The organism is Streptomyces sp. GL_140 (assembly GCF_057834465.1).
Genome location: NZ_CM174404.1, coordinates 7,545,301 through 7,562,560 on the forward strand (window position 1 = coordinate 7,545,301; position 17,260 = coordinate 7,562,560).

Here is a 17,260-nt window from a genome sequence, read left to right on the forward strand (position 1 = left end):
GCACCGGGGTCCGGTGGGGCCGGTCAGATCTTGCTCCACGCCTCGGTGAGGCAGTGGCGCATGATCTGCTCGATCTCGTCGAAGGTGCCCTGGTCCGCGATCAGCGGCGGCGCGAACTGGACGACCGGGTCGCCCCGGTCGTCGGCCCGGCAGTACAGGCCGTTCTCGTAGAGGGCCTTGGACAGGTACCCGTAGAGCACCCGCTCGCACTGCTCGTCGGTGAAGGTCGTCTTGCGCGCCTTGTCCGTGACGAGCTCGACGCCGAAGAAGTAGCCGTTGCCGCGGATGTCGCCGACGATCGGCAGGTCGTGCAGCTTCTCCAGCGTCTTGCGGAAGTTCGCCTCGTTGTCCAGGACGTGCTGGTTGAGGCCCTCGCGCTCGAAGATGTCGAGGTTGGTCAGCGCGACCGCGGCCGAGACCGGGTGGCCGCCGAAGGTGTAGCCGTGCGGGAAGACGGCGTCGCCCTTGTAGAACGGCTCGGCGATCCGGTCGGAGATGATCGTCGCGCCGATGGGGGAGTAGCCCGAGGACATGCCCTTGGCGCAGGTGATCATGTCCGGGACGTAGCCGAACTTGTCGGCGCCGAACATGGTCCCGAGGCGGCCGAAGGAGCAGATGACCTCGTCGGAGACCAGCAGCACGTCGTGGCGGTCGCAGATTTCGCGGACCCGCTGGAAGTAGCCGGGCGGCGGGGTGAAGCAGCCGCCCGCGTTCTGCACCGGCTCGACGAACACGGCGGCGACCGTGTCGGCGCCCTCGTTGAGGATCGCGGTCTCGATCTCGTCCGCGGCCCAGCGGCCGAAGACCTCCGGGTCCACGTGGCCGTCGGCGTCCTCCAGGAAGGACGGGGCGCGGTAGATGTTGGTGTTGGGGGCCTTGAAGGTGCCCGGAACCAGTGGCTCGAACGGGATCCGGTAGGCCGGCAGGCCGGTGATCGACAGGGCGCCCTGCGGGGTGCCGTGGTAGGCGATCGCGCGGGATATGACCTTGTGCTTGGCCGGCTTGCCGGTCAGCTTGAAGTACTGCTTGGCCAGCTTCCAGGCGGTCTCGACGGCCTCGCCGCCGCCGGTCGAGAAGAACACCTTGTTCAGGTCGCCCGGCGCGTAGTGGGCGAGGCGCTCGGCCAGTTCGACGGCCTTGGGGTGGGCGTAGCTCCACACCGGGAAGAAGGCCAGCTCCTTGGCCTGCTTGGCGGCGGCCTCGGCCAGCTCCTCCCGGCCGTGGCCGGCCTGGACGGTGAAGAGTCCGGCCAGCCCGTCCAGGTACTTCTTGCCGTTGCTGTCGTAGATGTACGTGCCTTCACCGCGCACGATGGTCGGCACGGGGTTGTTCTCGTACGTGGACATCCGGGTGAAATGCATCCACAGATGGTCGTAGGCGGTCTTTGAATAGTCCGCAGTCATCGATACCTCAGCAGTAGGTCTTGGTCCGGGGCTCCGGGGGAGGAGCCCGCGGTGTTCGCGCACCGGAATCGTGCGCCATTCCGTTGAACGGATCGGCCTTTGAACGGATCGGCCTTCGGGCGGATCGGCGGGTCGATAACCGTTCCTCGTACGGAATCTGGAGAAAACCCTGGGGCAGCCGCTATTCCTGCGGACATCACAAGGAGCGGTGCCGACCGATGCCGCCCACGATCTCGTTCAGCAGACGTCGAGACCCCTCGACGACTTGAAAGCGGTAATCGACCGCAGCCTTCAGCCGGAGGGAATATCCGACCGTCCGCTGCACCTCGCGGGCCCCCCGGGAATCATGTCGGCGCGGGTGCTTCCGGCGCTGGCGGACCTGATGTGCGGCGGCCTGCGGCTCAGGGTCGGGCTCGGCCTTGCGGAAGACCTGTTCAGAGGCCTGGAAGCCGGCGAGTACGACCTGGTCATCTCCACCCTGAGGCCCCTCGCGATCCTGCGCCTGTATTGGACGAGCGTCTTCCATCAGCCGCCGAACTTCCGCCCGCAGGCCGTGATTCCGGACCTGCGGGCGGTGCTGGCCGCAGTGCAGGCCGGAGCGGGTGTCTCCGTACTGCCGACGTACCTGTGCACCGAGGAGCTCGACCGCGGTGAGATCTCGATCATTCACGAACAGGGCGTCGGTGAGCAGCAGCGCGGAGGGCAGTTTGTAGCGCGCCAGCCGCTGCTCCGCGTGGTCCCGTACCTCCTGGAGGCCGGGTGCGGCCCCGTCCTCGGGGACCACGACGGCCACGACCGTCTCGCCCCAGCGCGGGTGCGGGGTTCCCACGACCGCGAGGTCCGCGATCCCGGGGCAGCCGGTCAGGGCCCGCTCCACCTCGGCCGGATAGACGTTCTCGCCGCCGGTGATGATCATGTCCTTGGCGCGGTCGACGACGTAGAGGTATCCGTCCGCGTCCAGCTGCCCGATGTCCCCCGTGTGCAGCCAGCCGCCGTCGCGCAGGGCCTCGCGCGTGGCGGCCGGATCGTTCCAGTAGCCGGGCGTCACGTTCGGCCCGCGCACGCGAGTTGACGCGGGAAGGCGCAGCCGTGGTGCTCCTGACCGTCACCTCGGGCGGCAAGGAACTGATCTCGGGACTCCGGGCCACCGTACGGCTGCCGGACTGATCGGGCGGATCCCCGGCCGGCGCGACGCTCTGTTGCGCGAGTGCTGCGGGAGCATGAACATGCTGTGCGGTGTGCCCCGGAGCCGACTGGCGGCAGTGATCACCGGCTAGCGTCTTCGTCAGAGCCGTGCCGGTGCGCCACCGCGATCGGAGCACGGCCCGGGGCCACCACAACAGGCCACAGCACGAGCCGTACGCCGATTCGCGCGTCTCCCAGCCGTTCCCTGCCGTTCCCTGCCGTTCCCCGCCGTCACTTCCTGTCCGAGGACACCTCCATGCCGTTTTCCCTGCCTGCGGGCGGGCGCTTCGCCGCGCTCTCCTTCGCCCTGGTCGTTGCCCTGGGCGCCTTCGGTGCCACCGCCACGGCCTCCGCCGACACCTCGGCCTACGGTCCGCTGCCGCCGCGCAATCCGGCCAGCGGCCCCAACGGCACCGCCGGAATGCACGGCGACAGTGCCTCCAGCGACACCACGCCCTACCCGGGCCCCGGAACCGGGAAGATCGCGTACTCCCGTACCGCGCTGGCCTCCGCCTGCCCGACCGTGGTCATCGGATCGGACGGCTACGTGGTCACCCTGTGCACCACCATCTTCGGCCGGACCCCGACCGTGCACCTGCTCGACCCCGCCAGTGGAGCCGACCTCGCCTCCCTCTCCCTGCCCAAGGGCAGCCTGTTCGGGGGTGTTTACTCCTACCTCGACAACGACGACCGCCTGGTAGCCGTGGACGGCAACAACAACCTCGTCCGCATCGGCCACCACCGCAGCGGCTCCGGCTGGACTCTGACGGTCGATCAGTCCACCCCGCTCACGGGCGCCGTCCCCGCAGGCGACAACATCGTCGGTCTCGCCCCCGCGTGGAACGGAAAGGTCTGGTTCGCCACCACCGGCGGCGTGATCGGCACCGTGGACACCGGTACCGGAGCGGTACGCGCCATCGGCACCGGCGAAGGCGTACAGAACAGCATCTCCACCGTTCCGGGGCACACGGCGGTCGCCACCGACCACGCCCTCTACCTGCTGTCCGAGTCGCCCGACGGCACCCCCGTCATCGATTGGCGGGCCCCGTACGACCGCGGTCCCGGCCGCAAGCCCGGCCAGCTCAGCTGGGGCACCGGGGCCACCCCGAGCTTCTTCGGACCGGGTGACGGGACGGAGTACGTCACCATCACCGACAACGCCGCCCCGCACGAGAACCTGCTCGTCTACCGGGTGGACGGGGGACCGGCGCCGATCTGCTCCACCCCGGTGCTCACCCAGTTCGCCAACAGCGGGACCGAGGACGCCGTCATCGCCTCCGGACGCAGCGTCTTCGTCACCAACACCTACGGATACCCCTACCCGGCCCTGCCCGAAGGGGCCCCGGAGAGCAAGCCTTCCTCCGCGAACTTCGACGGCGGCCTCAGCCGGGTCGACGTCAACGCCGAGGGGACGGGCTGCAACCTGGTGTGGAACAGCAACGTGAAGTCGGCCGCCCTGCCCCGGCTCTCGGTGGCCGACGGCAAGATCTACACCGTCTCCGTCACCGGACCGACGGGCAGCGCGGGCCTCAACACCTTCGCCTCGTACCGCCACTCCGTGCTCGACCCGGCCACCGGGGCGCAGCTCACCAGCTCCTTCCTGGGCATCGGCCTGGTCTACAACCCGCTCCAGATGACCGGAACCACCGGCCCCGACGGCACCCTCTACCAGGGCACGGAGACCGGGGTGGTCAGGATCACCAAGGGCTGAGTCGGCGAGCCCCTGGACCGGCGTGGGCCGTTGGGGCAGGCTCAGCGTCCTCGCCTGCCCCGCCGATCCCGGACACCCGCACCGCAGGAGCATCAAGTGACAGCCGTGACGATCACCGCACGAGCACTCAACCGTGCCACCCTCGCCCGGCAGCTGCTGCTGGAGCGGGCGCCCCTGGGCGTCGAGGACGGGATCCGGCGCGTGGTCGCGCTGCAGGCGCAGCAGGCGGCTTCGCCCTACCTCGCGCTGTGGAACCGGCTCAGCGCATTCGACCCGGACGGTCTCGACGCCGCCTTCGCCCGCCACACCGTCGTCAAGGCGACCCTGATGCGGATCACCCTGCACGCCGTCCACCGCGAGGACTTCCCCGCCTTCCGCGAGGCCGTGCAGCCGGGGGTACGGGCAGCCCGGCTGGGGGACCGGTTCACGGCGTCCGGGCTGACCGCCGAGGACGCCGACGCGCTGGTCCCGGAGCTGCTGGCCTTCGCCGACCGGCCACGGACCAACGCCGAGTGCGAGGCCTGGCTGGGGGAGCGGCTCGGTGCGCCGGCGCAGCCGGGCGCGTGGTGGGGGCTGCGGCAGTACGCGCCGCTGCTGCACGCACCGACCGCGCCGCCGTGGTCCTTCGGCGAGCGACCGTCGTACATCGCGCCCCCGACCGTCCCGAGGGCCGTGCCGGCCGACCCGGAGGCGGCCGAGGACTCCCTGCGCAAGCTGGTGCTGCGCTACCTCGAAGGGTTCGGACCGGCGTCGGTGGCGGACGTGGCACAGTTCGCGATGGTCCAGCGGGCCAGGGTCAGGAAGGCGCTGCAGGAACTGCGGGCGCAGACCGCGCCCGAAGGCGACGGGCCGCGCGTGGAACGCCTGGAAGGACCGAAGGGCGAAGAGCTGTTCGACGTCCCGGGCGCACCACGACCGGACGAGGACACACCGGCGCCGCCGCGGCTGATGGCCATGTGGGACAGCACCCTGCTGGCCTACTCCGACCGCGACCGCGTCATCCCGCCGCAGTACCGCAAGCTCGTCACCCGGGTGAACGGCGACACCCTGCCGACCCTGCTGGTCGACGGGTACGTCGCCGGAGTGTGGCGCCCGGCCGGGGGAGGGATCGAGGCGACCGCCTTCCACCCGCTGCCGGACGGGGCCTGGGAGGAACTCGCCGAGGAGGCCCGGGCGCTGACGGCCTTCCTCGCGGCCCGGGACCCGGCGGTCTACAGCCGGTACGGCCACTGGTGGAAGAAGCTGCCGGTCGCCGAGACCCGGCTGCTCCCGGGGAGCTGAGCCGGGCATCGGGGGCCCGGGGTTCGAGCGCGGCCTCAGTCCGGGAGGAGCAGGTGGGTGCCGCGGCCGGCGGCGTCGACGTGGACGACGTGGCTTCCGACCCGGACGGTCTGCGCACCCGCGGTGGTCCAGGAGCCTTCGGGGCCTTCGACGTGGGGCAGCGGCGTCCAGATCTCCATGAAGGTGCTGCCGTCGAGGTTGGTGCCGGTTTCGATCATGAGGGTGCCCTCGGCGCGCAGGGTCCCGACGTCGTGGCCCGGGGTGCCGGCGTCGTGGTGGAAGGTGACCCGGCCGCCGTCGTAGGAGGTGGTTCCGGCGAAACCGCGGCTGTCCGCGTAGAAGGTGCCGGTCTGGAGCCACACGACGTGCCCGGTTTCCCGCAGCGGGCCGTCGTCACGGCTGATTCCGGCGCGCAGCCATGCGCCGCGCAGAGGTGCGTCCATGGCTCCAGGGTGGCAGAGCCGCCCCGGTCCGCGAGACGGCCGGGCGGCTGTCGTAGCATCGCGGCCATGCACATCATCCGGGCCCCGCGACGCACGGCGGCCATCGCCGCAGGCGTCCTGGCCGTGGTGCTGCTCGTCTGCGGGGGGCTGTTCACGCATCCCGTGCCGTCCATGGCCACGATGACGATGCCCGCCGTGTCCGCGATGGACATGGCCGTTTCCGCGGCCGCGGCCGCGGCTGTGCACACGGACACCGACACGGGACCGGGCCCCGCCATGGGGAAGAGCCCGTACGGCGGCTGCTCGGTCTCCGGGGAGGACTGCCCGCTGGCCTCGGCGTGGGCCCCGGCCGGGCCCGCCGCCCCGGCGACGAACAACCTTGCCGTCTCCGCCGCGTGGAGCCCGCCTCCCGTGGCCGCGGGCCCCGCCGGACCCGTGCCGCACCGGGCGTGCGCGCAGCCGCGCGCACCCGATCCCGACTCCCTCTGCGTCAGCCGGTCCTGACCGGCCCCGCACCCGTACCCGCCCGCACGCCGGGCGGGCGGGGTGCCGCGCCGTGTCCTGATCCGCACAGACGCACAGAGAGTCCGTTCCTCCATGGCTTCGACCACCACGTTGTTCGTCACCGGTGTCTCCACCGGTCTGTTCGCCGGCGGCGCGTCCTGCGCCGCCGTCCAGGGAGGCCTGCTCGCCGGGGCGGTCGGCCGCCGCTCCGCCGAGTGGTCCAAGGAGAGGTGGGAGCGCAGCGGCCTGTTCGCTCCCGTCGGCGCGTTCCTCGGCGCCAAGCTCGTGTCCCACGCCCTGCTCGGCGCCGCCCTCGGCCTGCTCGGCGCCGCGATCCAGCCGGGCCCGCGCACCCAGGCCGCGCTGATGCTGCTCGCCGGTGTGCTGATGGTGCTCTTCGCGCTGGACATGTTCGGGGTGCGGGCCGTACGCCGCTTCGTGCCCCGGACGCCCGCCTCCTGGGGCAGGCGGGTCCGCCGGTCCGCGAAGTCCGCCGCCGTCACCACGCCGGCCGTGCTCGGGTTCCTGACCGTGCTCATCCCCTGCGGGGTGACGCTGAGCGTGGAACTCCTCGCCGTCACCTCCGGCACGCCGCTGGCCGGAGCGGCGGTGATGGCCGGCTTCGTCCTGGGGACCGGTCCGCTCTTCGCCGTCCTGGGCTTCTTCCTGCGCTCCGCCGCCCGCCTGTGGCAGGGGCGGCTGACCCTGGTGACCGCCGTCGTGGTGCTGCTGGTCGCGGTGTGGACGCTCACGTCCGGGCTGCGCCTCGGAGGCTGGTGGCCGGTCGCCGGACCTTCGGCGGCCGCGGCCGCGCCGGTGGGCGCGGGCTCGCCGGAAGCCGGGGCGGACCGGACCGTCGTGATCAACGCGGACGGCAGCCAGACGGTCACCATCCGGGCCCGCACGACCTCGTACAGCCCGGCCGTGGTCACCGTGAAGGCCGGGGTGCCCACCACGCTGGTGGTGGCCACGCAGGGCACGGGCGGCTGCGTCCGCTCCTTCGTCATCCCCGACCTGGGCATCCAGAAGGTCCTCCCCACGACCGGGAGGACCGACATCGACCTGGGCACCCGAAAGCCCGGCACCCTGTCGTACAGCTGCGGCATGGGCATGTACGGCGGCCTGATCACCTTCGAGACTCCGGGAGCCACCCAGTGAACACGCGGATGGAATTCACCGTGACCGGCATGCACTGCGCGAGCTGCGGCCTGCTGATCGACGACGAGGTCGAGGAACTGGCGGGGGTGGTCGCCAGCGCGACCAGCATCCGCACCGGCCGCACCGTCGTGGACACCGACCGGCCCGTGGATCCGGCCGAGGTCCTCGCGGCGATCGCCGCGGCGGGATACGGAGCCGAGCGGACCGTCTAACCGGCCGCTTCGGGCCTGCCGGGAAGCCCGAGCGCGTCGAGCAGCTCGCGTTCGCGGCGGGCACCGAGGCCGGCCCGGCGGTCCCGGCTCAGGCCCTGCTCGCGTTCCCATCGCAGGGTGTCGGCCAGCAGTTCCGCCCGGGGTCGGTGGCGCAGGCCCGTGGAGCCCGCCGCCGAGCCGTTGCGGGCGGACCATCCCTCCCAGCCCGGCTCGACCATCCACATCGGGAGCGACTCGGGCCCCATGTACTGGGCCACGCCCTGGGCGATCAGCCAATCCGACCCGGCGGTGACCACCGGGCCGGTGTGGCCGCCGACGGCGCGGGACAGCTCGATCCACTCGGCGAACGGGACGACGGGGCCGACGGCGTTGTAGGCACCGGTGGTGCCCCTCTCCGCGGAGTCGAGGATCCAGGCGGCGAGGTCCCGGGCGTCGACCACCTGGGTGGGGATGCCCGGTTCGTCGGGGACCAGCAGCGGGCCGCGCGGATCGAGTGCGGCGCGGGCGGCCCAGTAGCCGGAGCGGCCGCTGTGATCGCCGGGGCCGCCGATCAGCCCGGCGCGGGCGATGAGGAGGCGCTCGCCCACGGCGGCTGTGGACGCGAGCTCGCAGGCGGCCTTCGCCTCGCCGTAGGCCTCGCGGTCGGCCTCGTCCAGGTCGGTCGGGGAGAGGAGCGGCGCGGATTCGTCCGCGTCCGGGGTGCCGTGGGAGGCGTAGGCGCTGACGGAGGAGACGTAGGTCCAGTGACGGGCCCGGTCGCCCAGCGCGTCGAGCGCCGCGCGGACGAAGCCCGGCTGCCAGGAGACCTCGACGACCGCGTCCCAGTCGCGGCCGCGCAGGGCCTCGTACGCCGAAGGGCCGCGCCGGTCGGCGGCCACCAGCGTCGCCCCGTCGGCGACTTCCCCGCTTTCGCCGCGCGCCAGGCACGTCACCGGGTGACCGCGCTCGATCGCCTGCCGGGACACTTCCCGGCCCAGCCATGCCGTTCCACCCAGAACCAAGATCTCCATCCCGACAGCCAAGCACGCGGAGCCCGGCAGGGCGGGGCGGGTTCGCGGACAGCGGACCCGACGGGCGCCTCCGAGGAAGGGCCGCGGGACGGCGAGCAGGGTGCGAAGGCGCCCCCGTACTGTCGGGCTCGGACCGCGGAACCACCTGCGACCAGCACTTTCACAGTACGGAGGACGACCGGCATGGACGACGCATTCAAGGATGTTCCCCCAACAACCGAGGAGTCCCTCGACGCCTGGGAGGAGCAGCACCGCTCGCGGATCGAGCAGGCGCTGCGCGAGCGGGGCTTCACCGGCTGAGCCGGTTGGGCCCCCGCGCGGCAAGGTCCGTCAGGGGTCCGTCAGGGGTCCGTCAGGGTTTGCCGTCCGGGCGTCATGAGGCCGTCAGGAAGTCTGTCCCGGTGCCCGCCGCCGTCGTTCCATGGAGGTGACGAAGGCGGCGAAGCGCGCGAAGCGGTTCGTCCGCCCGACCCGGTGGACGCGGCCGAGGGGCCGCGCGGAGGGAGGACGGCGCGGTGCGAGGACGAGTCGTGGTGGGGGCGCGGGGATCCCTCGGGAGCGTGACGGCACTGCACGTGGCGCACGCCGAGGCGCGGGCGCGGGACGCGGAGCTGTGGGTCGTCCTGGCCTGGCAGCCGCCGCTCGGCGGACCGGGCGCCCGGCGCGGCGGGGGCGGCACGCCGCTGCTCGCCGCCTCCCGGGAAGCGGCGGGCGAGCGGCTGCGTGAGGTCCTGATGACCGCCTTCGGCGGCGCCCCGTCCGGCGTGACACTGGCCGGGCTGACGGTCAGGGGCACACCGGGCGCCGCGCTGGTCGACACCGTCCGTGACCCGGACGACCTGCTGGTCGTCGGTACGGGCTCGCGCGGCCCGCTGCTGCGCGCGCTGCGCCCCTCGGTCTCCCGGTACTGCCTGGCGCATGCCCCCTGCCCGGTGCTGGCGGTGCCGCCCGGTCCGCTGCGGGCCGACCTGGACGCCGTGCACCGCCGCATCGTGTGGCGGCGGCCGCTGGACGTCGGGGACCTGGTCGGGCCACAGCACTGAGCCGGGTCAGGCCATCCAGAAGAACACCGCCGTCATCCGTTTGTCCTCCAGGGTGTGGCCCCAGTAGGCGGTGGCGGTGTGGATCAGGTTGGCGGAGTAGAGCAGCAGCCTGTTGGCCCGGTGGGGGACCCGTATGTCCTCGACGAAGGAGTCGGGTGCGACGAAGCGGGTGCCCAGTGCGTCGACCAGGTTGTTGTGGGGGGCGGCCACTTGGTTGCCGCCGAGGGCGCCGCCCGGCAGGCTCTGGCGGTAGAAGCTGGTGCCGCAGCCCTTCGGGACCTTGGGGTTGAGGTACAGCACCGCCGCGTACCGGCACAGCGTGCGCGAATCGGTGTGGGGCCGCGGCTCGCACTCGCCCTCGCCGACGACCTGGACGCAGTTGTGGTTGAACGTGCCGCCGCCGGCGGGCTGTTGCGCCCAGATCCGCGGCGCTCCGGTCGCCTTGCGCACCAGCCGTTCCACGTGCGCGAGTTCGTCCGGTTCGAGCGCGGGCATGGAGCGCAGGCCCGGCCAGGCCTCGGGCTTGTGGGGGTATCCCTCGGTCCAGTCGTTCCGGGCGAGCAGGCGCTCCCGTACGGCGGCCGGATCCGGCAGTACGTTGTCCAGTTCCCAGTAGTCGCGCCCGCGGGTGGGCTTCCGGTACGGGAGGACCGGCAGGGGTGGGGGGTGTAGGGGCATGCCAGGGAAGGTAGTTGACCTTGGCCGCGGGCTCTCCTCCGAAGCGGTCAACCTTGCGTCAAGTGTTCGCCATGCGGGGGAGGCGGCCCGCTCAGCGGGTCGCCGCGGTCAGCCCGCGTGGACGTGGGGGCGGCGGGCGCGGTCCGGTTCGGCTTCGCGGATGACCTCGCGGGTGACGGGGGCGACTTCGCCCTGGCCGAAGAGGAAGAAGCGCAGGAAGTTGGCCATCGGGTTGCCCTCGGTCCACTCGAAGTAGATGTGGGGGCGCTGGCCGGTCGCGTCGCGCACGTGGAGCAGGAGGGCCGCGAGGGCGTTGGGCACGGTGGAGCTCTCCAGCGTCAGGACGCGGTAGCGGTCGTGGAGCACCTCGCCCCGCACCTTCAGACCCGATTCGAATTCGGACGGGTCCAGGACGGTGACCTCGACGAACAGCACGTCGTCGCCGGCCGGGATGTCGTTGTCGGTCCGGATCTGGTCGACCTTGTCGCGGTACTCGGCCTTGTCCCGGTTGCCGGGGTCGTTGGCTATGAAGCGGATGGTGCGGTTGGCGGTGTCGCGGACGAACAGCTCCGCCATGTCGTCCAGTTCCACGTGGGTGACGCGCAGCTCGAAGACCCGGGCGAGGCGCGAGAGCAGGGACAGGGCCATGATGCCGGCGATGAAGCAGGCGCCGATCTTCACGCCGTCGGGCCGCTCCACGACGTTGACCGCGGTGGTGTAGAGCAGCACCACGGAGATCACGCCGAAGCCGATGGTCCAGCCGCGCTGCCCCGCCCGGCGGGCGGCGATGGTCACGGCCACACCGGCGGAGGTGAAGAGGACGAGCACGCCGGTGGCGTACGCGCCGCCCTGGGCGTCGACGTCGGCGTCGAAGATCCAGGTGACGAGGAAGGCCACGAGGGTGAAGACGATGACCATCGGGCGCAGGGCGCGGGCCCAGTGCGGGGCCATGCCGTAGCGGGGCAGGTAGCGCGGCATCAGGTTGAGCAGACCCGCCATCGCGGAGGAGCCGGCGAACCACAGGATGAGGATGGTCGAGACGTCGTAGACCGTGCCGAAGGCGGAGCCCAGGTTCTCGTGGGCGAGGTAGGCCAGGGCGCGGCCGTTGGCATCGCCGCCCGGCTTGAACTGATCGGCCGGGATGAGCAGGGTGGTGACGAAGCTGCTCGTGATGAGGAAGACGCTCATGATCACGGCGGCCGTGGTCAGCATCCGCTTCGTGTCGCGGATCCGTCCGGCGGGCTTGGCCGGGGTGTCGCCCGCGTCGCCCTGGACGTGCGGCATGACGGCCACACCCGTCTCGAAGCCGGACATGCCGAGGGCGAGTTTGGGGAAGACGAGGAGCGCGATGGCGACCATCATGACCGGGTTGCCGTGCTGGGTGGTGAGCGCCTCGGTCCAGTCCCCGATGACGTGCGGCTTGCTGAGCACCTGCCACAGGCCGACCCCGATGACCACGACGTTCAGCGAGAGGTAGGCGATGACCAGGACGACGGCGACGCCGATGGCCTCGCTGAACCCCTTGAGGAACACCGCGCCCAGCAGGGCGATCATGATCAGGGTGATGACCATCTGGTGACCGCTGAGCACGCTCGTCAGGTGCGGGTTCTCCACCAGGTGCGCGGTGGCGTCGGCCGCCGACAGCGTGATGGTGATGAGGAAGTCGGTCGCCGCGAACCCGAGCAGGGTCAGGACGAACAGCTTGCCCTTCCAGAACGACAGGAGCCGCTCCAGCATCGCTATCGAGCCTTCGCCGTGCGGGCTCTCCTCGGCCACCCGCCGGTACACCGGCAGCGCGCCGAACAGGGTCAGGACGACGAGCACGATGGTCGCCAGGGGTGACAGCAGTCCGGCGGCCAGCGCCGCGATGCCCGGCTGGTAGCCGAGGGTGGAGAAGTAGTCGAGACCCGTCAGGCACATCACCCGCCACCACGGCCGGCCCTCGGGCTCGGTTCCCGTCGCCTGAGGGCCGTCCCCGCCGGTGTGGTGCTTGGGACGTTCGGTGAGACCGTCCAGCAGCCAGGCACGCAGTCGCGTGGTCGGGGTGGCGGTGGCGGAAGCCATCGTGGTGCTCCTGTCGTACAACTCGATTTTCGGCCATCAGTACGACCGAGCACTGAGCGTACGGAACCTGACAGGGATTTCACGCGCGGGTCCCGATCCTGACGCGCTCTTAACGCCGCTGGTCCCCGCCGTTCTTTTGGGCCGTCAGCAGGACCTCGCGCAGCCGGGCGACCAGGGCGGAGGCGCTCTCCGGCTCCTCGCTCGTCCCGGAGACGCGGCTGTCGTCGGCCGAGAGCTGCTTGAGGTGGTCGGAGAGGACCTCGGCGTAGGCCTGCTCCTTCTCGACCAGCCCGCCGGGCTGGCGCAGGCCGATGGTGGCCTCGATGACCTTGCCGATCAGCGCGGTCATCGCGAAGGAGAACAGGCCCAGCACCACGGTGGCGGTGAGCTGCTTGCCGAGCAGGTCCCAGGAGCCGCCGTAGAACAGGCCCTTGCGGCCCGTGAGCGTGCCGGTCGCGCACAGCCCCGCCATGACCATGCCCACGATGCCGCCCCAGCCGTGGATGCCCACGACGTCCAGGGTGTCGTCCACGCCGAGCCGGTACTTCCAGCTGATCGCGAAAGCGCAGGTCAGGCCGGCGAGGAAGCCGATGACGGTGGCCCACACCGGGCTTACCCCGCCCGCCAGCGGAGTCGTGGCGACCAGGCCCGTGACGGCGCCCATGCACATGTCGAGCAGGCCGACCCGCCGGGTGCGCCACCAGCTGGTGACCGCCCAGCCGGCCATCGCGGCGCCCGCCGCGAGCTGGCTGTTGAGGAAGGCCATCGCGGCCCCGCCCGGGGTCCCCAGCGAGGAGCCGGTGTTGAACCCGAACCAGCCGAACCACATCAGCGACAGACCGATGACGACCAGCGGCAGGTTGTGCGGCCGGATGCCCTGGCGCTCGAAGTCCGCCCGCTTGCCCGCGACGATCGCGAGGGCGAGCCCGGCCGCTCCCGAGCCGATCTCCACGACCGTGCCGCCCGAGAAGTCCACGGCGCCGAGCTGCTTGGCCGCCCAGCCCTCCGGGTCGAAGACCCAGTGCGCCATGGGGATGTAGACCAGCAGGGTCCACGCGATCACGAAGGCGATCCAGCCGCCCATGCTCGCGCGGCCCGCGATGGAGCCGGCGATCAGGGCCACGGTGACGATCGCGAAGGACATGTGGAAGACCACGTAGGTGACGGTGGGCACGGTGCCGGTCACCGAGGAGGCGTCGATCCCACGCAGGAAGGCGTGGTCCAGGGTGCCGATTACGCCGAGCCCGCCGGCGTCGGGGCCGAAGGCCAGCGAGTAGCCGATCGCGTACCAGAGCACGGTGACGATCACGACGCAGAAGAAGATCATCTTCAGCATGGCGATGATCTGACCGGTGCGGACCATGCCGCCGTAGAAGAAGGCCACGCCGGGGGCCATCAGCAGTACCAGGGCCGAGGCCATCATCAGCCACGAGGCATTGCCCGAGTCCGCGACGGCGGCAGCCGTCAGGGTGTTCACTTGTCACGCTCCCGTCGGTCCAGTACGGAGACGATCTCGGCCAGCAGCGCGGCGTCCTGACGCTCGTCGGCGCCCACCGTCGCGTGCTCCTTGGACGGGCCACCGGACTCGTCCATCCGGTCGCGGATCTGCTCCAGGGTCTCGTTGTCGTAGGCGACCTCCTCCTCGCGGCCGGGTACGTTCTCGTACTCCTCGGAGGTGCGGAAGCCGACGGCCTTGTCGATCGCCCGGGCGATGAGCCAGGTCATGACGAAGGAGAAGGTGCCGACCGCCAGGATGCCGACCGCCTGGCGCCACAGCTGGTCGAGGCCGCCCCCGTAGAAGAGGCCCTTCTTGCCGCTCATCGCGGCCGTCGCGAAGAAGCCGATGGACAGGACGCCGACGATGCCGCCCCAGCCGTGCACGCCGACCACGTCGAGGGTGTCGTCCACGCCGATCTTGTACTTCAGGTTGATGGCGAAGCAGCAGACCACGCCGGCGATGAAACCGATGATCAGCGCGCCCAGCGGGGAGACCTCGCCGCAGGACGGGGTGATCGCCACCATGCCCGCGACCGCCGCCGATGCCACGCCGAGCATCTCGACGTGTCCCAGGCGCCACTTCTCGATGATCGGCCAGCCGATCATCGCGCCCGCCGCCGCGAGCTGGGTGTTGAAGAAGGTGGTCGGGGCGCTGCCCTCGACCTGGAGCGCGGAGCCCGCATTGAAGCCGAACCAGCCGAACCACAGCAGCGCCAGACCGATGACCACCAGCGGCAGGTTGTGCGGGCGGATCGGCTCGCGCTCGAAGTCCCTGCGCTTGCGCAGCACGATGGCGACCGCGAGTCCCGAGGCTCCCGAGCTGAGCTCGACGGGCAGGCCGCCGGCGTAGTCGAGCGCGCCCAGGGACTTCTGGATCCAGCCGTCGGGGGCGAACACCCAGTGCGCGGTGGGCACGTAGACCAGCATCGTCCACGCGATGACGAAGACCAGCCAGCCCTTCATGGTGGCCCGGCCCGCGATCGAGCCGCTGATCAGCGCCACCGTGATGATGGCGAACGACATCTGGAAGCAGGCGAAGATCACCGTCGGGATGGAGCCGTGCAGCGAGTCCATCCCGATGCCCTGGAAGAAGGCGTGGTCGAGATTGCCGATGAGGCCGCCCCAGGAGTCCTTGCCGAACGCGAGGGTGTAGCCGACCGCGAGCCACAGGATCGTCACCAGCGACAGACAGGCGAAGCTCATCTTGAGCATCACCAGTACGTGCTTGGTCTTGACCATGCCTCCGTAGAAGAAGGCGAGGCCGGGAGTCATCAGCAGCACCATCGCGGTGCTCGCCATCATCCAGGCGGTATTACCAGTGTCGTAGCCACTGGGCATGGGCGGAGCTCTCTCTGATCGTGAACGTGCGGGAGGCGGGGCGGGGTTCAGGTCTTGCGTATGGCCGGAGCCGGTACGCCGATCAGGCGCCGGCGCACCGCGTCCCAGACGGCGGTGAGCGCCTGGGTCACGGCCTCGGTGTGCTCGCCCAGCACCCGCACCCAGGCTCCGCACTCCTGCGGCAACACGCTGACCCCGTAGGGCAGTCCGCGGCCGGCCAGCGTCGCGTGCAGCAGATCGGCGAGCTCCCGGGCGGGGGCGAGCGGGCTGACGGCGAAGAAGCAGGCCATCACGGAGTGACCGGCCAGCACGGCGGGACCGTCCACCCCGGACCCGCCGGGCTCCAGGCGTACGGTGTCCAGCGCGACCAACTCGCCGCCCGGCCTGCGCAGTTCGAAGTCCGAGGCGAAGACCTCGTAGGCGTTGCGCTCGCCGCGCGCGAGCCGGCCCGAGAGTACGGTCTCGCTCGCCAGGACGGTGGCCGTGGGGTGGGCGGTGACGATGGTGCGCTGGTAGAAGCGCGAGTCGACGTAGGGGATGACCGGATCCGGCAGGTACTCGACGTATGCGTCCGGGCCGGCGGTCAGGAAGGTCTGCGCGACGGCGTAGTCGTGCTCCATCCGGTAGACCTTGGTCGCCGCCTGGGTGGTGATGTGCCCCGAGGTGCCGGGGCCGAAGACCAGGTCGGTGCGCAGCCTGTCGGCCTGGATGATCCCGCCGCCGGTGGACATCAGGAAGGTGATGGGCAGGTCGGGGCGGTGCGGGTCGAAGTAGAGCGGCCGCATGATCTGCAGCGGGGACTTCTGGTAGTGCCGCACCAGCTCGGTCCGCCCGCCGGCCTGCTCGAAGCCCAGCTCCAGCAGTCCGACCTTGCCCGGTCGCCCGACGCCCAGGGTGTCCGGCACCGAAGAGTGCCGGAGCACCTCCAGCGGGACGCGCGGGGGCTCGTAGTGCGCCGGGTCCAGCCGCGCGGGCGGGATCAGTGTCTCGGGCGGGACCGGTGTCTCGGGCGGAACCGGTGCGTCGGGCGGAACCGGTGCCTCGGGCTCGGCGGCCACGATGCTCACGCCGGTACCCGGCGGAAGGACTCGATGAAGTTCGCGATCTCCTCCAGGCCCTGGCCGGTCAGGCAGTTGGTCAGGGCGACGGGGCGCCCTTCGCGCACGTGGTGCGCGTCGCGCTCCATCACGCCGAGGTCGGCGCGCACGTACTGGGCGATGTCGATCTTGTTGATCACCAGCATGTCGGACTCGGTGATGCCCGGCCCGCGCTTGCGGGGCATCTTCTCGCCCTCCGCGGTGTCCAGGACGAAGAGGAACATGTCGACGAGGACCGGGCTGAAGGTCAGGGTGAGGTTGTCTCCGCCCGACTCGTAGAGCAGGGTGTCGACGTCGGGGAAGCGTTCGAGCATCTCGGCGCCGGCGGCGAGGTTCATCGTCGGGTCGTCGCGCACGGCGGTGTGCGGGCAGGCCCCGGTCTCGACGCCCACGACCCGCTCGGGGTCGAGCACCCCGGCGAGGGTGCGGCGCACGTGATGGGCGTCCTCCTGCGTGTAGATGTCGTTCGTGATCACGGCGGGCCGGTGGCCGCGCTCGATGAGGATCGGCACCAGGGCCTCGATCAGCGCCGTCTTCCCGGAGCCGACGGGGCCGCCGACGCCGACGCGCAGGACGTTGTCCACGTTCATCGCAAGTCACATACCTTCTGGATTTCGGATATCCGGACAACAAGGT

At 71.3% G+C, this 17,260-nt stretch carries 16 protein-coding genes; 6 read left to right on the forward strand and 10 right to left on the reverse strand.

Translation table 11 applies throughout. The features are described from left to right. Positions 1 to 23: 23 nt before the first annotated feature. Complete coding sequence (locus AC3IYJ_RS35125; protein WP_489398544.1) at positions 24 to 1,403, reverse strand: aspartate aminotransferase family protein; 1,380 nt, start codon at positions 1,401 to 1,403, stop codon at positions 24 to 26. Between the two features lie 196 nt (positions 1,404 to 1,599). Then, complete coding sequence (locus tag AC3IYJ_RS35130) at positions 1,600 to 2,466, reverse strand: class I adenylate-forming enzyme family protein (protein ID WP_489398545.1); 867 nt, start codon at positions 2,464 to 2,466, stop codon at positions 1,600 to 1,602. Positions 2,467 to 2,844: 378 nt separating this feature from the next. On the opposite strand from AC3IYJ_RS35130, the gene AC3IYJ_RS35135 reads away from it, so the two are divergent. Both AC3IYJ_RS35135 and AC3IYJ_RS35140 read left to right on the forward strand, forming a co-directional pair. Further along, positions 2,845 to 4,299 (forward strand): hypothetical protein, encoded by a 1,455-nt coding sequence (locus AC3IYJ_RS35135; protein ID WP_489398546.1) that lies wholly within the window; start codon positions 2,845 to 2,847, stop codon positions 4,297 to 4,299. Positions 4,300 to 4,404: 105 nt separating this feature from the next. Next, positions 4,405 to 5,580, forward strand: coding sequence for a winged helix DNA-binding domain-containing protein (locus AC3IYJ_RS35140; RefSeq protein WP_489403026.1), 1,176 nt, complete (start codon positions 4,405 to 4,407; stop codon positions 5,578 to 5,580). A 35-nt stretch (positions 5,581 to 5,615) separates the two neighbouring features. On the opposite strand, the gene AC3IYJ_RS35145 is transcribed toward AC3IYJ_RS35140, so the two are convergent. Then, positions 5,616 to 6,023 (reverse strand): hypothetical protein, encoded by a 408-nt coding sequence (locus tag AC3IYJ_RS35145; protein WP_489398547.1) that lies wholly within the window; start codon positions 6,021 to 6,023, stop codon positions 5,616 to 5,618. A 66-nt stretch (positions 6,024 to 6,089) separates the two neighbouring features. Here AC3IYJ_RS35145 and AC3IYJ_RS35150 point away from each other — a divergent pair, with 66 nt between their 5' ends. The 3 genes from AC3IYJ_RS35150 to AC3IYJ_RS35160 all read left to right on the forward strand — a co-directional run bounded on the left by AC3IYJ_RS35150 (position 6,090) and on the right by AC3IYJ_RS35160 (position 7,897). Next, on the forward strand, positions 6,090 to 6,527 hold the full coding sequence (locus tag AC3IYJ_RS35150; RefSeq protein WP_489398548.1) for a hypothetical protein: 438 nt from the start codon (positions 6,090 to 6,092) through the stop codon (positions 6,525 to 6,527). A 93-nt stretch (positions 6,528 to 6,620) separates the two neighbouring features. Beyond that, positions 6,621 to 7,685 (forward strand): urease accessory protein UreH domain-containing protein, encoded by a 1,065-nt coding sequence (locus tag AC3IYJ_RS35155; protein WP_489398549.1) that lies wholly within the window; start codon positions 6,621 to 6,623, stop codon positions 7,683 to 7,685. Between the two features lie 8 nt (positions 7,686 to 7,693). Beyond that, complete coding sequence (locus tag AC3IYJ_RS35160; protein ID WP_489398550.1) at positions 7,694 to 7,897, forward strand: heavy-metal-associated domain-containing protein; 204 nt, start codon at positions 7,694 to 7,696, stop codon at positions 7,895 to 7,897. Here the strand turns inward: AC3IYJ_RS35160 and AC3IYJ_RS35165 are convergent. Next, positions 7,894 to 8,907, reverse strand: coding sequence for a Rossmann-fold NAD(P)-binding domain-containing protein (locus tag AC3IYJ_RS35165; RefSeq protein WP_489398551.1), 1,014 nt, complete (start codon positions 8,905 to 8,907; stop codon positions 7,894 to 7,896). The two genes, AC3IYJ_RS35160 and AC3IYJ_RS35165, sit on opposite strands and share 4 nt — an antisense overlap. Before the next feature lie 533 nt (positions 8,908 to 9,440). On the opposite strand from AC3IYJ_RS35165, the gene AC3IYJ_RS35170 reads away from it, so the two are divergent. After that, positions 9,441 to 9,950 (forward strand): universal stress protein, encoded by a 510-nt coding sequence (locus tag AC3IYJ_RS35170; protein WP_489403027.1) that lies wholly within the window; start codon positions 9,441 to 9,443, stop codon positions 9,948 to 9,950. Between the two features lie 6 nt (positions 9,951 to 9,956). Here the strand turns inward: AC3IYJ_RS35170 and AC3IYJ_RS35175 are convergent, their stop codons facing one another. The 6 genes from AC3IYJ_RS35175 to ureG all read right to left on the reverse strand — a co-directional run bounded on the left by AC3IYJ_RS35175 (position 9,957) and on the right by ureG (position 17,214). Beyond that, positions 9,957 to 10,628, reverse strand: coding sequence for a DUF6445 family protein (locus tag AC3IYJ_RS35175; RefSeq protein ID WP_489398552.1), 672 nt, complete (start codon positions 10,626 to 10,628; stop codon positions 9,957 to 9,959). A gap of 108 nt (positions 10,629 to 10,736) precedes the next feature. Then, entirely contained in the window at positions 10,737 to 12,692 is a 1,956-nt protein-coding gene (locus AC3IYJ_RS35180) for an APC family permease (protein WP_489398553.1), read from the reverse strand. 109 nt (positions 12,693 to 12,801) lie between these two features. Beyond that, the gene (locus AC3IYJ_RS35185; protein WP_489398554.1) at positions 12,802 to 14,169 is read right to left on the reverse strand and encodes an ammonium transporter; all 1,368 of its coding nucleotides are present in this window, start codon (positions 14,167 to 14,169) and stop codon (positions 12,802 to 12,804) included. After that, positions 14,166 to 15,527 carry an ammonium transporter gene (locus AC3IYJ_RS35190; protein ID WP_489398555.1) on the reverse strand — a complete coding sequence of 454 codons (1,362 nt, stop codon included), beginning with the start codon at positions 15,525 to 15,527 and terminating at the stop codon, positions 14,166 to 14,168. Before AC3IYJ_RS35190 ends, AC3IYJ_RS35185 begins: the two co-directional genes overlap by 4 nt. A 47-nt stretch (positions 15,528 to 15,574) precedes the next feature. After that, positions 15,575 to 16,585: an urease accessory protein UreD gene (locus AC3IYJ_RS35195; RefSeq protein ID WP_489403028.1), complete on the reverse strand. Its 1,011-nt coding sequence runs from the start codon at positions 16,583 to 16,585 to the stop codon at positions 15,575 to 15,577. A gap of 5 nt (positions 16,586 to 16,590) precedes the next feature. Further along, positions 16,591 to 17,214, reverse strand: coding sequence for an urease accessory protein UreG (gene ureG / locus AC3IYJ_RS35200; protein WP_489398556.1), 624 nt, complete (start codon positions 17,212 to 17,214; stop codon positions 16,591 to 16,593). Positions 17,215 to 17,260: the final 46 nt, after the last annotated feature.

What these genes read in the sequence shown, in the direction of transcription:
- AC3IYJ_RS35125 (WP_489398544.1), bottom strand. Translation starts at nt 1,403, where the DNA reads ATGACTGCGGACTATTCAAAGACCGCCTACGACCATCTGTGGATGCAT.
- AC3IYJ_RS35135 (WP_489398546.1), top strand. Translation starts at nt 2,845, where the DNA reads ATGCCGTTTTCCCTGCCTGCGGGCGGGCGCTTCGCCGCGCTCTCCTTC.
- AC3IYJ_RS35145 (WP_489398547.1), bottom strand. Translation starts at nt 6,023, where the DNA reads ATGGACGCACCTCTGCGCGGCGCATGGCTGCGCGCCGGAATCAGCCGT.
- AC3IYJ_RS35150 (WP_489398548.1), top strand. Translation starts at nt 6,090, where the DNA reads ATGCACATCATCCGGGCCCCGCGACGCACGGCGGCCATCGCCGCAGGC.
- AC3IYJ_RS35155 (WP_489398549.1), top strand. Translation starts at nt 6,621, where the DNA reads ATGGCTTCGACCACCACGTTGTTCGTCACCGGTGTCTCCACCGGTCTG.
- AC3IYJ_RS35160 (WP_489398550.1), top strand. Translation starts at nt 7,694, where the DNA reads ATGGAATTCACCGTGACCGGCATGCACTGCGCGAGCTGCGGCCTGCTG.
- AC3IYJ_RS35165 (WP_489398551.1), bottom strand. Translation starts at nt 8,907, where the DNA reads ATGGAGATCTTGGTTCTGGGTGGAACGGCATGGCTGGGCCGGGAAGTG.
- AC3IYJ_RS35175 (WP_489398552.1), bottom strand. Translation starts at nt 10,628, where the DNA reads ATGCCCCTACACCCCCCACCCCTGCCGGTCCTCCCGTACCGGAAGCCC.
- AC3IYJ_RS35180 (WP_489398553.1), bottom strand. Translation starts at nt 12,692, where the DNA reads ATGGCTTCCGCCACCGCCACCCCGACCACGCGACTGCGTGCCTGGCTG.
- AC3IYJ_RS35190 (WP_489398555.1), bottom strand. Translation starts at nt 15,527, where the DNA reads ATGCCCAGTGGCTACGACACTGGTAATACCGCCTGGATGATGGCGAGC.
- ureG (WP_489398556.1), bottom strand. Translation starts at nt 17,214, where the DNA reads ATGAACGTGGACAACGTCCTGCGCGTCGGCGTCGGCGGCCCCGTCGGC.